General features: G+C 58.2%; 11 protein-coding genes. 4 read left to right on the plus strand and 7 right to left on the minus strand.

Annotation, left to right across the window (positions count from 1 at the left end):
* The first annotated feature begins 172 nt into the window (after positions 1–172).
* Positions 173–2,407, plus strand: coding sequence for a molybdopterin-dependent oxidoreductase (locus tag Z945_RS0104425; RefSeq protein ID WP_025050905.1), 2,235 nt, complete (start codon positions 173–175; stop codon positions 2,405–2,407).
* A gap of 134 nt (positions 2,408–2,541) precedes the next feature.
* Complete coding sequence (locus Z945_RS0104430; RefSeq protein WP_025050906.1) at positions 2,542–4,206, plus strand: sulfatase-like hydrolase/transferase; 1,665 nt, start codon at positions 2,542–2,544, stop codon at positions 4,204–4,206.
* A 24-nt stretch (positions 4,207–4,230) separates the two neighbouring features.
* On the opposite strand, the gene Z945_RS0104435 is transcribed toward Z945_RS0104430, so the two are convergent.
* Genes Z945_RS0104435 through Z945_RS0104450 form a run of 4 tightly spaced genes read right to left on the minus strand, consistent with a single transcriptional unit; the run spans position 4,231 to position 8,176 of the window.
* Positions 4,231–5,103 (minus strand): amidohydrolase family protein, encoded by an 873-nt coding sequence (locus Z945_RS0104435; protein WP_025050907.1) that lies wholly within the window; start codon positions 5,101–5,103, stop codon positions 4,231–4,233.
* Positions 5,104–5,119: 16 nt separating this feature from the next.
* Complete coding sequence (locus tag Z945_RS0104440) at positions 5,120–6,931, minus strand: feruloyl-CoA synthase (RefSeq protein WP_025050908.1); 1,812 nt, start codon at positions 6,929–6,931, stop codon at positions 5,120–5,122.
* Positions 6,931–7,416 carry a MarR family winged helix-turn-helix transcriptional regulator gene (locus Z945_RS0104445; RefSeq protein WP_025050909.1) on the minus strand — a complete coding sequence of 162 codons (486 nt, stop codon included), beginning with the start codon at positions 7,414–7,416 and terminating at the stop codon, positions 6,931–6,933. Before Z945_RS0104445 ends, Z945_RS0104440 begins: the two co-directional genes overlap by 1 nt.
* 4 nt (positions 7,417–7,420) lie before the next feature.
* The gene (locus Z945_RS0104450; protein WP_025050910.1) at positions 7,421–8,176 is read right to left on the minus strand and encodes a crotonase/enoyl-CoA hydratase family protein; all 756 of its coding nucleotides are present in this window, start codon (positions 8,174–8,176) and stop codon (positions 7,421–7,423) included.
* Positions 8,177–8,317: 141 nt separating this feature from the next.
* Between Z945_RS0104450 and Z945_RS0104460 the strand changes: the two genes are divergently transcribed.
* Positions 8,318–10,192, plus strand: a complete 1,875-nt coding sequence (locus Z945_RS0104460) for a CHASE domain-containing protein (RefSeq protein ID WP_152541061.1) — start codon at positions 8,318–8,320, stop codon at positions 10,190–10,192.
* 22 nt (positions 10,193–10,214) lie between these two features.
* Here Z945_RS0104460 and Z945_RS0104465 read toward each other — a convergent pair whose 3' ends face one another.
* The 3 genes from Z945_RS0104465 to Z945_RS0104475 form a co-directional block, all read right to left on the minus strand.
* Positions 10,215–11,219, minus strand: coding sequence for an aldo/keto reductase (locus tag Z945_RS0104465; protein WP_025050912.1), 1,005 nt, complete (start codon positions 11,217–11,219; stop codon positions 10,215–10,217).
* A 123-nt stretch (positions 11,220–11,342) separates the two neighbouring features.
* Positions 11,343–12,575: a Tm-1-like ATP-binding domain-containing protein gene (locus Z945_RS0104470; RefSeq protein ID WP_025050913.1), complete on the minus strand. Its 1,233-nt coding sequence runs from the start codon at positions 12,573–12,575 to the stop codon at positions 11,343–11,345.
* Positions 12,572–14,056: an aldehyde dehydrogenase family protein gene (locus Z945_RS0104475; protein ID WP_025050914.1), complete on the minus strand. Its 1,485-nt coding sequence runs from the start codon at positions 14,054–14,056 to the stop codon at positions 12,572–12,574. Before Z945_RS0104475 ends, Z945_RS0104470 begins: the two co-directional genes overlap by 4 nt.
* 181 nt (positions 14,057–14,237) lie before the next feature.
* Between Z945_RS0104475 and Z945_RS0104480 the strand changes: the two genes are divergently transcribed.
* Positions 14,238–15,173, plus strand: coding sequence for a tripartite tricarboxylate transporter substrate binding protein (locus Z945_RS0104480; protein ID WP_025050915.1), 936 nt, complete (start codon positions 14,238–14,240; stop codon positions 15,171–15,173).
* Positions 15,174–15,183: the final 10 nt, after the last annotated feature.

A 15,183-nucleotide genomic window follows, 5' to 3' on the forward strand; every position in this document is an offset into this window, starting at 1 on the left:
AGCGTTGTTTGAGCTGACGGGATTAGGATAAGGCGAAACCGGTTTTTTCCTCAATCCTGATGCTGCGTTTAATGCCCTGCGCTATCAAGCTTGACGCAGATTGCCATTGGTCTGATTGTAGTATGACACCGGCACATGCCATGGCATCACGGTCGAAAGGTCTTTTGTCTTGATGAAAACGCGGATCACAACCAGCCATTGGGGTGCTTTCGAAGTCCGCGTAAAGGACGGGCGCATCGTCGGCACCGCCCCGTTCAAGGATGATCCGCATCCCCCTACAATCTTCCGCACCGTCCCGCAGGCGGTGCATCATCACACCCGGATTAACCGCCCGCATGTGCGCAAGGGCTGGTTGGAGAAAGATAGGACAAAGTCGCGCAGCAATGACACTTTTATCCCAATGGATTGGGATGAGGCGCTTGATCTTGCCGCTCAAGAGATTGATCGCGTGCGCACCCAACACGGGAATACGGCAATCTATGGCGGCTCTTACGGCTGGGCCAGCGCCGGGCGATTTCACCATGCGCAAAGTCAGGTGCACCGGTTTCTCAATCTGCTGGGCGGCTATGTCAGCTCGTTTGCCAGCTATAGCACCGGGGCGGCGCAGACCATCATTCCGCATATTCTGGGGACAAATTTTCACAAGGTCACATGGGGTGAGCAAAGCACCTGGGACATGATCGAGGCCCATACCGATACGCTTTTGATGTTCGGCGGGATCAATCCCAAGAACGCTCAGGTCAGCATGGGCGGCGTGACGGAGCACCGCACCGCAAGCCATCTGGAGCGTTTTGCGGCGCAGGGCAAACGGCTGATTTCGGTCAGTCCACAGCGGAGTGACAGTCCCGATTGCACCGAGTGGTTGGCCCTGCTGCCCGGCACCGATGTGGCGTTGATGCTGGCGTTGGCCTATGTGCTAGAGACCGACAAACTGGCAGACCATTCCTTTCTGCAAAGTCATTGTGTAGGCTACGACCGTTTCCGCCCCTATCTTTTGGGTGAAAGTGACGGAGAGCCCAAAAGCCCCGAATGGGCGTCAGGCATTTGCGGGATCGGCGCCGCTGAGATCCGCGCGCTGGCGCTGCGGCTGACCCAGGGGCGCACAATGATCAGCGTGGCATGGTCCTTGCAGCGCGCGCAGCACGGGGAACAGCCCTATTGGATGGCCTGTGTATTGGCGGCGATGCTGGGCCAAATCGGCCTGCCGGGTGGCGGCATCGGCTTTGGCTACGGCGCGATTGGCAACGTCGGATCTAATGTGACCCGTCTGCGTGGTCCGACTTTGGATCAGGGCAGCAACGCGGTCGAGGAATTCATCCCGGTGTCGCGCATTGCCGACCTGTTGCTAAATCCAAATCAGCCGTTTGATTTCAATGGAAAGCGCCGCACCTATCCTGACATCCGGCTGGTCTATTGGTGTGGTGGCAATCCTTTTCACCACCATCAGGATCTTAACCGCCTGATGCGCGCATGGGACAAGCCGGAAACGATTATCGTGCATGAACCCTGGTGGACGCCCACCGCCCGACGTGCCGATATTGTCTTCCCTGCGACCACACAGTTTGAACGTGAAGATATCGGTTGGGCCAAAGGCGATCCCTATCTTTTTCACATGCCTAAAATGATTGAGCCGGTGGCCGAGGCCCGTGATGATTATGCGATTTTCTCGGGGCTTGCCCAACGGCTTGAACTGCATGAAGCCTTTACTGAAGGCCGCGATGCCACGGCGTGGCTTGCGCATCTTTTCGATGAATTTATGCATAATGCGCAGACCGATGGGATTGCCGTCCCGGATTGGGCGACCCTGAAAGAGCACAATTTCATCAAGCTGCCGATTGTGCCCGATGCGCCCGCCCCTGCCCCTTTCGCCGCCTTTCGCGCCGACCCTGCGCAGGCCCCCATCGGGACGCCTTCGGGCAAGATCGAGGTTTATTCCGATACCATTGCAGGCTTTGCTTATGCCGGGATCAAGGGCCATCCAACCTGGCTGGTGCCGACCTGCGATACGGAATACCCGCTGCGCCTGCTGTCGCCGCAACCCAAAGACAAACTGCATAGCCAGATGCAATCGGCGCTGATGGACGGCACTGCTGGTACCCTGGCGGAACTTACCCTCCACCCCCAAGACGCGGAAGCGCGGGGGCTGGTGGAGGGCGATCTGGTCCGGATTTGGAACGCGCAGGGCGCGTGTCTCGCCCGGCTGACTGTCTCGAACACGATCCTTACAGGCGTGGCGGCCCTGCCCACCGGCGCGTGGTTTGACCCCGCGCCAGACGGCACCGACCGCGCAGGCAACCCCAATGTACTGACACGGGATTGCGGCACCTCGCTTTTGGGTCAAGGTGCTGCGGCGCATAACGCCGGGGTCGAGGTTGAGAAAGCGAATGCCAGTCAAGCGACCTCCTGAGATTGCCGATATCAACGATGCCTCAAAAACGGCACCCACCTGCAGTCGACAGATTGATTGCCCATGCCGCAAATGGCAGTACTCTGCACAGACAGACCGAGATCTTCCGGTCGCAGGGGTGAGGCACATCGACGATGGCAAAAGCGAAGAACATTCTGTTCATCATGTTCGACCAACTGCGGTGGGACTACCTCAGCTGCTACGGTCACCCCCACCTGAAAACGCCGCATATTGATGCGATTGCCGCCAAAGGTGTGCGCTTTGACCGGGCCTATATCCAGTCGCCGCTATGTGGCCCTTCGCGGATGTCGACCTATACGGGGCGCTATGTGCATAGCCATGGCGCGTCCTGGAACAAGGTGCCGTTGAAGGTTGGCGAAATCACGATGGGCGATCACCTGCGCGATGCGGGAATGGGATGCTGGCTGGTGGGCAAAACCCATATGGAGGCTGATGCCGAGGGAATGCGCCGCTTGGGATTGGAGCCTGACAGTGTGATCGGTGCGAGGGTCGCGGAATGCGGCTTTGACATCTGGGAACGGGACGACGGGATGCGGCCCGAAGGCCCGGACGGGTTTTATGATCCGGGTGGGGCGTTGAAATACAACGATTATTTACGAAACAAAGGCTATGAGGGTGAGAATCCCTGGCATGATTACGCCAACTCCGGAATTGATGATGCGGGCAATGTGCTGTCGGGCTGGTTTCTCAACAACTCCGACCAGGCGGCCAATATCCGCGAGGAAGACAGCGAAACCCCCTATCTGACGCGGCGGGGGATCGAATTTATCGAGGCGCAGGGCGATAAGCCGTGGTGCTGCCACCTCAGCTATATCAAACCGCATTGGCCCTATATTGTGCCAGAACCCTATGCCAGCATGTACAGCCCGCAGGATTTCCTGTCGCCCGTGCGTAGTGAGGCGGAGCGTGAGACGGATCACCCTGTCTACAAAGGATTTCAGAACGCCCCCGTGGGCCGCGCCTTTTCCCGCGATGATGTGCGCGACAAGGTTTTGCGGGCCTATATGGGTCTGATCAAACAATGCGACGATCAGATGGGCGTGTTGTTCGACTGGTTGAAAAAGACCGGACGGATGGACGACACGATGATCGTGATCACCTCTGATCACGGGGATTTTCTGGGCGATCATTGGCTGGGGGAAAAGACGTTCTTTCACGACGCATCGGTCAAGGTGCCACTGATTGTCTACGATCCTTCGCCCGAAGCGGACGCCACCCGTGGCACGGTTTGTGATGCTTTAATTGAAAGCATTGATCTGCTGCCGACATTCGTCGAAGTTGCCGGGCAGGATGCAGGCAAACTGGATCACATCCTTGAGGGGCGTTCTTTGCTGCCGCATCTGTACGGCACGGCAGTACCGGAACGCGGCTTTGTGATAGCAGAGTATGATTTTTCGGCCAGCCCGCTGGCAGGCAAGCTTGATCTGCATCCCGATCAGGCGCGGATGTTCATGGTGGCCGACAAGGCTTGGAAACTGATCCACTTTGAAAGCGGCCATCGCCCGATATTGTTCGATCTGGCCAATGATCCAGGTGAGATCACCGATCTGGGCGGTAGTACTGAGCACGCCGATGTCCGGGCAAAACTCTACGACCTACTTTTTGAATGGGCCCGCAGACCAGCGGCACGCACGACCATGTCAAACGACAGCTTTATCGCAAAACGCGCGGGGTCGCCCCGACATGGTGTCATGATCGGCATACCGGAGCAAAGCGACGCAGCCCCGGAAGCCGTTGCAAAATACGTAGGCCGCAAAGCTGTGGACAAACGCAGTTAACTTACACGCCAGAGATTTTGCCGCTTACGCGAGCCCCAGCAAACGGGCGGCATTGCCCTTGATAATGTCAGGGCGCAGCTCGTCCTTGATCGCGATCTTTTCGAAATCCGACAGCCAGCGTTCGGGTGTGATCATGGGCCAGTCGGAGCCGAAGAGCACCTTCTTTTTCAGGATCGAATTGCAGTATTTCACCAGAATTTCGGGGAAATATTTGGGCGACCAGCCCGACAGGTCGATATAGACGTTGGGTTTGTGCTGGGCCACCGCAAGCGCTTCTTCCTGCCAAGGAAAGGACGGATGCGCGAGGATGATCTTCATATCAGGGAAATCCACGGCGACATCGTCCATATACATCGGGTTGGAGTATTTCAGCCGCATGCCGTTGCCGCCCGGCATCCCCGACCCTACGCCGGTCTGGCCCGTGTGGAACAGCGCGATCCCGCCTTCTTCGGCAATCGCTTCGTACAATTCATAGGCCATGCGGTCGTTGGCATAAAAGCCCTGCATCGTCGGGTGGAACTTGAACCCCTTGATGCCGAAGTCCTTGATCAGACGGCGGGCTTCGCGCGCGCCCATCTTGCCTTTGTGCGGATCAATCGAGGCGAAGGGGATCAGCACATCGTCGTTGGCGGCGGCAATCTCGGCGACTTCTTCGTTCTTGTAACGGCGGTAGCCGGTCTCGCGCTCCGCATCGACGGGAAAGATCACCGCGGCGATGTTCTGGTCGCGGTAGTGTTGGGCCGTCTGCTCGACCGTTGGTGGGTGGCTCCACGGCGCGCCAAAGTAGTTGGCCATCGTCGCTTGCAGATCATCATAGCCGTCATCGGCGTGACAGCCGCAGGGTTCCTCGGCATGGGTGTGGATGTCGATGGCGCGTATTTTTGTCAGGTCGACCATAGGTTTGGCCCTTTCGTTACTGTTTGATCACAGCTGTGTCGGACGGCGCATAAAGCCGGTCCAGCAGATGTTTGCGGCGCGTCAGCACCTTGCGGAAATTGAGGTTGCCCTTGGCGGTCATCTCGCCTTCGGGCATGGAGGCAGGCTCGCTCAGGACAATCAAACGGGTCACACGGGTGGAGCTACCGGCCCCTGTGCGCGATCGCAGGCGGCTTTCGAATTCACCCTGCATCTTGGTGCAGATGAGAGCACCGCCCGCGTCCTGCGGATCAAAGCCTGCGTTCATTAACGCGGCCCTATCAGGAAAAATCATCAGCCCGATCTCGTTGCGGTCGGCACCTGTCACTACCAGATCGGCGGCGAAGGGCGCCAGATGCGCCAGCATATCAAGCCGCAATTGCGCCGCCCGCACCCATGTGCCGGTCAGCAGTTTGAAGTCTTCCGAGATCCGTCCATCAAAGCGCATGCCCTGATTGATGTCGGCGGAATCGTTGAATGCCATTGCATCGCCAGTGATGAAATACCCCTCTTCATCAAACGCTTCTGCGGTCTTGGTCGCGTCGTCCAGATAGCCCGGCATCACGTTAGGCCCTTTGACCCGCACCTCGCAGCGCATGTCCGCGTCCGGCACAAGCTTGAGCGTGACACCTGTCATCGGAACGCCCACAACACCAGAGCGGTCGATCGGTTCTTGTTGCATCATGGTGGCAGGCGCGGTTTCGGTCAGCCCCCAAGACGATGTCATCAGCGGGATCTCTCCCTTGATCTCCATCGCCATGCGCTCGAACCCCTGCCAGACATCCTGCGGCAAGGATGCACCGGCGTAAAAGATCAGGTCGAGGTTTTCGAAGAAGCGCTGCTGCAAGGTTTTATCGTTCTGCAAGGCCTGCAACAACATCGCATAGCCCACCGGCACATTGAAACTGAGCGAACCTGTGACCATCGACAGGTTTTCCACCGTGCGGTCGAAGAGACCTTTCACCGGCTTGCCGTCGTCAATGTAGAAACTGCCGCCATTGGCCAGCATCATGTTAAAGTTATGCGAGCCACCAAACACATGGTTCCACGGCAGCCAGTCCACCACGCTGGGCGGACGTTGCCGCAGGAAAGGCAGCGAATCCGCCACCTGCGTCTGGTTCACGCACATCATGCCTTGGGTGGTCAGCACACCCTTTGGCGCAGAGGTCGAACCGCTGGTCATCAAGATCTTGGCGACAGTATCAGCGTTCACCTGCCGGTAAGCGGCTTCAAGATCAACGCCTGTATCCCCCTTCAACAGATCATCCACCGCGGTGACGCCGGGTTGCGCGCCCGGTCGGCTCGCGATGATCTCGACCCCGTCAAAGGCATCCAGCGCCAGTGCTTTGGCGTATTGATCTGCATCTTCAACAAAGGCCATCCGTGGTTTGATCAGCTCCACCGCATGCGTCAGCCGAGGATGGGCTGCTTCGATCAGCGAGTATTGTTCGGCCACGGGGGCTGTCGGCATGCCGATGTACTGTGCGGCAAGACTGAGCAGCCCGTGATCCACACTGTTGGCCGACATGATGAGCAATGGTGTGTCCGGCCCCATGCCCCGCGCCAGCAACGCCTGCGCTAGGGCGCGCACCTTGCCCAGCGTGGACGCATAGCTTTCGCTGCGCCATCCCGCGCCGCTGCGTTCAGCCAGAAAGGTCCGCTCAGGCGCTTTTCCCGCCCAATCGTGCAGCCAGACGCCCGTTTTTTCCACCACCGGTCCCAACGGATACTCAGATCGCAACAGTATCGTGCCATCATCGCGGTCTTCGCGAGTGACTGCATGTCCAAGATAGTCGGATGTGCGTTTCATCAGCCTTCTCCGGTCTGGCCGATTTCGATGCTGTGCAAGGCAGCGATCACGGCTGTGCGCGTTGCCTCGTCAATGCCAGACAACAGGCGTTTTTCGTGGACAGCAACGGCAGCGGTCGCTTTCTCATAGAGCCGTCTGCCCGCCAGCGTGGCAGTCAAAGCATAGGCGCGGCGGTCGGTCGGCACACGGTCGCGGTTGATCAGCGCCCGGCGTTCCAACTCATCCATGAGGACCACCAAATTGGGCCGTTCGATATCCATCGCGGCGGCAAGCTGCGATTGGCTCAGGCCCGGATTATCAACGATCAGCACCAGCGCCGTATAGGTCAGCATCCGCAGGTCGAAGGGCTTGAGTGTTGCCACCAGATCGGCTTGCACCACGTTGAAAGCCCGTTTCATGTGATACCCGACCGACAGGCGCAGCGTAGCGTCGTTGATCTGGTCAGCAGCGGGATCGGGAACGGGCGAAAGCTCGGGCCGTTTCATCTTGTCACCTGAATTTCGGGGCACGCTTTTCCAGAAAGGCGCTCAGCCCCTCTTCTGCGTCCGGTGTGGTTTGCGCCAAGGCTGCGGCAAGGGATTCCGTAAACAATCCATCCGATTGGCCCATATCGCTGATCCGCGCGATGGATTGTATCATCAGATAATTGGACAGCGGCGCGTTGCGGGCAACCTTGCCGGCAAGCTCCTGGGCCAGTGCCAGGGCTTCGCCCTCCCCCACGGCGTAGTGTGTCAGGCCCAGCGCCAGCCCTTCATCAGCGCCGTATTTGCGACCGGTCAGCATCATTTCTGTCATCCGGTCCGGCCCAAGCAGACGACCAACCCGTGCCGTCGCCCCGCCACCGACAAAGATACCGCGTCGTCCTTCGGGCAGTTGAAACAAGGTAGAGGGTTCGGCGATGCGTACATGGGTTGATGCGGCCAGTTCCAGACCGCCCCCAATAACCGCCCCGAACATGGCCGAGACCACGGCCAGCCCGCCAAACTGGATCTTATCCATCACCTGATGCCAGCGCCGCGAGTGGTACAGGTTTTCCTCTGCCGAGCGGTGCACATGTTCGGACAGATCAAGCCCGGAGCAAAAATGCCCTGCGACACCGGTCAGGATGACCACCCGAACGTCTTTGGGGGGTGCTGTGAAAAAAGCATCAAGCGCTTCCAGCAGTTCTTCGCACATGGCGTTGCGTTTGTCGGGGCGGTTCATTGTCAGCGTGGCGATGGGGCCATCGATGTCGATCTTCAGCACAGGCGGCTCCTGAAAAGACGGGTCAGCGGGAACGTTTCAATAATAGTTATACAGCATAACTTTATTTGGCTAGATATTTTTCGCTCTGAAAAAATCTTCGTCAGCAGCAAAGACGTCGCTGATCCCGAAAACATCGATAAATTGGCGGTCATTGCGCACAGAAGCAATTTTTTAACACCTCGTACGTACTCAGGTGTGCAACTGAGAATGGAGTATGAAATGGCGCGGGACCAAGCGGCGCATTCAAGCGGCATAAGGGCGTTTCATATTGCCGTCATCGGGTTGTCCTTACTCCTTACGCTGACGGCTTGGCACTTTGCGACCCGTCAGGTTGAACTTCAAACGAAACAGCGTTTCGACGGGGCCAGCAGCCGTCTGCTCGCCTTGATCGAAGAACGGATGAACAAATACGAAGATGCGCTTTGGTCAGGCGTTGCCGCAGTCGAATCGCATGGCGGTGACATGTCACATGAAGAATGGGAGCAATTCTCCCGCAACCTGCGTATAGGCGAACGGTATCCGGGCATCAGTGGTATCGGCGTCATTCACTATCACACTGGCGAAACCCTTCCCGCCTATCTGGCCGAACAGCGCAAGGTCAGACCTGATTTCAGGGTGTTCCCCGAACATGCATATTCTGAATATATGCCGATCACCTATGTTGAACCCCGCGAAGCGAACGAGGCAGCCATCGGGCTTGATGTGGCCTATGAAACCAATCGGCGCACGGCTGCCCTGCTAAGCCGCGACAGTGGTCAGGCTCAAATCACCGGACCTATCGTGTTGGTGCAGGATTCGGCCAAGACACCGGGTTTTCTGTTCTATGCCCCCTTCTATCGCGATGGCCCACCTGGTTTCCTGCGAGGGCGGCGGTCGCGCTTTATCGGCGCAGTCTACGCACCATTTGTGGTCAACCGTCTGGTTGATGGTCTGCTGTCGCAAAACGTCCGCGGCGTTCGGTTCAGTATCCGTGACGGAGACAAGGTAATTTTCGACGAACATGAAGCGCAGGACGAAAATACAGACCCGAACCCCATGTTCTCGCAGGAGGTTCCGCTGGAGCTTTATGGACGCACCTGGCTGATCGATATCCGTACGAACATGGCGTTCCGGGCAGAGAATACGCAGTCCAAGCCGACGATTATTCTGGCTGCGGGGCTCGTGATCGAATGTTTAATCATACTGCTGCTGTACCAGATGTCACAAGCCAACGCGCGCGCCATCAGCTATGCCGACCGCGTCACCGAAAGATTGAAGGAAGAAAGTCAGGCGCTGGAAGCGACAAATCAGGAATTGAGCCACAAGAATGAAGAACTAGAGCAATACGCCTATGTCACTTCGCATGATCTCAAGACACCCATACGGGGCATCGGCGGCCTGACTGAGATGATACAGGAGGATTTGAAAGACTATTTTCAATCTCCCGATGCCAACTTCGAAGTTGCTGAAAACCTCGAACACATTCTGGAAAGGGTCAGGCGAATGGACCAGCTGACACGCGGGATATTGGAATTTTCTCAAATTTCACCGCAGTTGGATGCCAACAACCATGTGGAACTGACTGAAATCGTCAAGGCCCTGCGTTTGGATTTCGAGCTCTCGCCGGGGAATCTGCGCCTCGACACCGACGTGGACCGCATCTCGGTAGATACGATCAATTTCCGCAGGGTCATAGAAAACCTGGTGGGCAATGCCATCAAATACCACCACGCGCCAGAGGAGATGCAGATTGTCGTGACCGTCCGTGAAGAAGGTCCAAATTGCCGCGTGTCAGTGGCGGATAACGGCCCTGGGATCGATGAACGTTATCACGAGCGCATTTTTGAAGTCTTCCAAACCCTACGTGCGGCGGACGCCCCGGAAAGCACCGGCATCGGCCTCGCAATTGTGAAGAAAGCAATCAAACGGCATGGCAGTGGGATCACCCTGACCTCCGAGCCGGGCAAGGGGGCTACTTTCACGTTTGAATGGCCGATTTCGAGCACTAAAAATACCGCGTCGGAAATGGCCGCATAGCATGGTTGCCTTAAGCCGAGGGCTAGCAATACCGTTCCGGCCCAACCCATTGCACCGCCGAATAGCGATCTCCATGGGCCCATCCCACCGGCAGAACCTTTTCGATCGCGGCCATGTATTCTGCACTCAGCGACAGTTCCGCGCCCTGTAGAATTTCGGCGAAGTGCGTGACAGAGCGGGTGCCAGGTATCGGAATGATATGGTCACCCTTGGCCAAGAGCCATGCCATCGCCAGGCCCGCAGTGGCGATGCCCATATCCGCAGCCAATGCCTGAAACCCCGAAACAGCTGAGATGTTAGCGGCGTAGTTCGGCTGCATAAATCGTGGGTTGTTCTGCAAAAAAGGCAGCGCCTGCGCAGCCTTAAAGCTCAGGGGGTTGTCCGTTAGTAACGATCGCCCCACGGGTGAGAATGCCACCAGCGCTGTACCAAGCTCGGCACAGGTCTGGACAAGGCCCAACTCGGGTGCGCGGGTCGACAAGGAGTACTCAGATTGCACAGCTGCGACCGGATGCACCGCATGAGCACGGCGCAGCGAGCTAGGCGCAATCTCCGAAAAGCCTATGCTTTTGGCTTTGCCCGCTTTGACCAAGCTGGCCATGGTTTCGGCGACTTCTTCGATGGGTATTTCGGGATCACGGCGGTGCACATAATAGAGATCGACCGCCTCTATCCCCATCCGCTTCAAACTGCCTTCCAACTCGGCTTCTAGATGCGCGCGGGAATTATCGAAATAATTGCCTGATCCATCAGCCTTGCGCCGAATGCCACCCTTTGTCGCGATGGAAAAGAAATCACGCGCAGTCGGGTTTGCTGCAAGATAGCTTCCGATCACGGATTCTGATCCGCCCATGCCATAGACGTTTGACGTGTCGATATGGTTCACCCCCGCATCGCGGGCCGCGTCCAGGATGGCGTGGCTGTCAACTTCGGTGGTAGGTCCGTAGAAATCAGAAAACGACATCGCACCAATGCCGATGGGATGGACCAATGGCCCGCCCGCCCCAAGCTGCCGTTTCTGTACCATGCGATTGCTCCCCGATGCGCTTTATGTTGAACTGAACATCGCAACCGCGCAACGGATTGTCCACGCGGGATCGCATCCCACGGTTTGAGATTGCATGTATCGCAAAGGCGGAGTGGTCGGTTACTAGACCGCGATCACACCCTCGGCCCGCCACGCGTCAAAGACCTCGAGCACCATATCCGTGAACGCGGTATCGTTGATATGCGCATCCATCGAAATCAGGCGCAGGTTATCGGGGCAGCGCAGCTTGATCTCTTCCACGAAGGCCGCGAGCCCTTCGGGATCACAAAGCGGTCCGCCGGGGCGGTCCCACTCGTTGCCGCCCTGCTCGGGCAGGATAAGCACACTTGGCCCTTTCGCGCTTGCCAACTTACTGCACATCTCGCGCGCCATTTCGCGGCGCTGCTCAGCGGTCATCATCACCGAAGACAGCAACCGGTTGTGTGCATGCACTTCTTGCCCGGCCAGTTTGGGTGGAACGTCCTGCCAGCCCACGAAATCAACCAGATCGTAACAGCCCGGTGCCACGATCTGCGGTGTGCCATTGCGGCCAGCGGCGGTCATCCGGTCTGCGCCGGCGCTGATGTTCGACCCCATCAGGTGGTTGCCGACTTCTTGTGGCGCAAAATCCATAACGGCGGCGAATGCGCCTTCTGCGGCTAGGCTTTCGAATGCGCGCCCGCCCATGCCTGTCGCGTGAAACACCGCCACTTCAAAACCGCGTTCTTCCAATGCCGGTTTCAGCGCCACCATATAGCGCAACACGGTTTTGCCGAATGACGTCATCCCGATCAGCGGTCGGTCCCGACGCGGCGGCTCCACCGCCCGGGCGGCCCCCAGCACCGCGCCCGCCGCCTGTGACAGCGACGCCTTGCAAACCGAATTCAAACCATAAAGTCCGCCTGCCCAGAGAAGCATCTGCACATCCGCAGCCAGCCGTTCTGGCGGGATCAACGCTGAAAAGCTGACCGTTGATACGATGTATTTCGGCACGCCCAGCGGCAGAGCGGCGCAAAGGTCCAGCGCGAGGTCGGTGCCCATTGTACCGCCCAGAACGATCACGCCGTCGAATTGGCCCTCCCGGTGCAGCTGTACTGCAAGCCTTGCCGCCCCTTTTGCCATGATCTGCATCGCCAGATTTTCGTCATCGCCGTCAATGGCTTCCTTGATCGAATGCCCTCCCGCATCGGCGACTTGATGTTTGGAATAGTCCGTCGGTTGCGTTGGATCGCCCAATACGCTGACATCCATGCTCAGCACGGCGCCACCCTGCCCTTCGATCACCTCGCGCAGATAGGTTAATTCTTCGTCTTTGGTGTCGTAGGTGCCAACGACCAGAATTGTGCGGTCCGTCATAGTTTGATCCACGCGGTTTTCAGGTCGAGAAATTTGTCGAACGCATGCAATGACTTGTCATGACCGTTGCCCGATTGTTTGACACCGCCCAAGGGCACCGTCAGGTCCGACCCACCATAGGTATTAACGTGCACCACGCCCGCACGAACGGCCCGCACCATACGGTGTGCGCGGCTTAGATCAGCGGTCCAGACGGCGGCGGCCAGTCCATACTCGCTGTCGTTGGCAAGGCGTACGGCTTCTTCTTCGCTGTCAAATGGCAATACGGCCAGCACGGGGCCAAAGACCTCTTCACGGGCAATCGCATCCTTGGGAGCGATGCCGGTCACGATGGTAGGTGCCATGTAATAGCCGCCTGTTTCCTGTAGAACACGCGCCCCTCCAGTGACAATGGTGGCCCCGGAGGCGCGCGCGTCTTCGACAAAGGCCAAATTGCGTTCGAGCTGCGGCAGAGAATTGATCGCCCCCGACGCAGTGACCGGATCAAGCGGGTCGCCCACCTTCATCCCTTCGGTAAACGCTGCCAGCTTTTCGACAAAGGCGTCGTGAATGCTGCGCTCGACCAGCAGGCGGGAGCCCGCGATACAGACCTGACCGGCGTTGCGGAAAATGCCGTTTGCAGTGACTTTGACGGCCTCGTCCAGATCAGGCGTATCCGCAAAAACGATATTGGGGGATTTGCCACCCAACTCCAGATAGACCCGTTTGAAGTTTGACCGCGCGGCGGCCCCCAGCAACTTGCGGCCCGTGCCGCCCGATCCGGTGAAAGCCAGAACATCGACATCCATCGACTCCGCGATTGCGGCACCCACCGTGCCCCCCTCGCCCGTCACGACGTTCAAGACGCCGGGCGGCAGGCCCGCGTCCAAAGCCAGCTCTGCAATGCGCAGCAAGGTTAGCGAGGCGGTTTCCGCGGGTTTCAAGACCACGGTACAACCTGCCGCCAATGCCGGTCCCAGCTTCCACGCGCCGATCATCAACGGAAAGTTCCAGGGGACGATCGCGCCAACGACACCTACAGGCTCGCGGTGGACAAGACCCAGAGTACCGGGGGCCGTCGGCGCGATTTCCCCGTTCAGCTTGTCGATCGCTTCCGCGTAGTAGCGGATCGTGGCGGCGGCGGACATCGGCTCTGCCTTCAGCGCCATGCCGATTTCAGTACCATTGTTGCGCACGCCGAGTACCGCCAGTTCCAGCGCGTTCTCCTCAATTAGGGCGGCCCATTCCAGCTGGACTGTCTTGCGCGCGGCAGGAGCGAGGCCAGACCAGATGCCATTGTCGAACGCCTGCCGTGCTGCGGCCACGGCGCGGTCTGCATCCTGACGGGTCCCCTTGGCCATTGTGGTGAGTTGCTTTCCGTCGAGCGGCGAAATCACCGGCATCACGCCACCATCGGAGGCCGCGCAAGGAGTTCCGTCAATCAGATGATGCGCGGGCGGCACGGATGTATTGCGCAGCGCCTCGATTCGATTCTGGTCCATTCTCGTTCTTCCCTTACCCAAGATACGTCAGCTGCTCTGCATTTGCCCTGCATTCGGGCAATAACCGCGCTTGAGAGCCCCTCTCGCAAAAGAATTGTTGACAGGTGCCCGAGCAAAGTCAAGAATTTCAAACTAGCGGTTCAAATAATGAGCCGATCTTAGAAAGACAGGGAGTCTCCATATGAAATCGGTTTTGACCGCAGCAATCGCGGCCCTCACACTTGGCCTTGCCGGCCCGGCGTTGGCTGAATACCCCGAAAAGCCTGTCAGCTTTATCGTGCCGTGGCCTCCGGGCGATCTCGAAGACGTGCTGACGCGCATGATTGCCGAAGACTTTCAGGCCGAATACGGCGTTGCCGCGGCAGTGGTGAACAAACCCGGTGGCGGCGGTGGCCCATTCCCCGGTGCGATCGAAGTCGCCAATGCGCCTGCGGATGGATATACCATCGGATCCTTTGTGCCCGCCGTGCCTTTGGTCGGTCATACCATCGGCATTCCTGATCTGGATCCGGAAAAGTTCGACCCCATTGGCATTTTCCTGACCTATCCTTTTGTCATCGCCACGTCAGGCGATGCGCCCTATTCCACGATGGAAGAGCTGGCAGCACACGCCAAGGAAAACGACGTGGCCTTGGGCCATTTCGGTGACGTGCTGACGCCTACACAGGTGACCAAAGCGCTGGCCAAGAAGATGGAATTCGACTGGTCCTCTGACGCGGCGTTTGATGCGCTGGATTGCAACACGCTGGCCTCGGGCGATGCGGATGTGATCAACACGACCTTGCAGCTGGTGCTTCCTTGTCTCGATCAGGTAAAGGTGCTGGTCGCGATCACCGGCGAGCGGATTTCCATCGTGCCGGACACGCCCACGATTGCCGAAGTCGACGGTGATCTGAACATCGCGCTGTGGAACGGTCTGTTCGTGACCAAGGACACACCCGAAGACGTGCGTGCCAAGATCGCCGCAGTCGCAGAGAAAACCATGATGAGCGAGCGCGCGCAAAAGGTCGCGGAAGAGACCGGCGCATTGGTCTATTGGCAGGATGCTGCGGAAAGCGCCAAAGTGATCGAGGCTGACAAAGCCACGCTGGGCACCGTTGGTGCAATCCTTGAGTAAATAAATGCGA

This window comes from Sulfitobacter noctilucae (assembly GCF_000622365.1).
GTDB classification, from domain to species: Bacteria; Pseudomonadota; Alphaproteobacteria; order Rhodobacterales; family Rhodobacteraceae; genus Sulfitobacter; species Sulfitobacter noctilucae.

Coding starts and splice junctions, on each gene's coding strand:
- Z945_RS0104425 (WP_025050905.1), top strand. CDS start 173: ATGAAAACGCGGATCACAACCAGCCATTGGGGTGCTTTCGAAGTCCGC.
- Z945_RS0104430 (WP_025050906.1), top strand. CDS start 2,542: ATGGCAAAAGCGAAGAACATTCTGTTCATCATGTTCGACCAACTGCGG.
- Z945_RS0104435 (WP_025050907.1), bottom strand. CDS start 5,103: ATGGTCGACCTGACAAAAATACGCGCCATCGACATCCACACCCATGCC.
- Z945_RS0104440 (WP_025050908.1), bottom strand. CDS start 6,931: ATGAAACGCACATCCGACTATCTTGGACATGCAGTCACTCGCGAAGAC.
- Z945_RS0104445 (WP_025050909.1), bottom strand. CDS start 7,416: ATGAAACGGCCCGAGCTTTCGCCCGTTCCCGATCCCGCTGCTGACCAG.
- Z945_RS0104465 (WP_025050912.1), bottom strand. CDS start 11,219: ATGGTACAGAAACGGCAGCTTGGGGCGGGCGGGCCATTGGTCCATCCC.
- Z945_RS0104470 (WP_025050913.1), bottom strand. CDS start 12,575: ATGACGGACCGCACAATTCTGGTCGTTGGCACCTACGACACCAAAGAC.
- Z945_RS0104475 (WP_025050914.1), bottom strand. CDS start 14,056: ATGGACCAGAATCGAATCGAGGCGCTGCGCAATACATCCGTGCCGCCC.
- Z945_RS0104480 (WP_025050915.1), top strand. CDS start 14,238: ATGAAATCGGTTTTGACCGCAGCAATCGCGGCCCTCACACTTGGCCTT.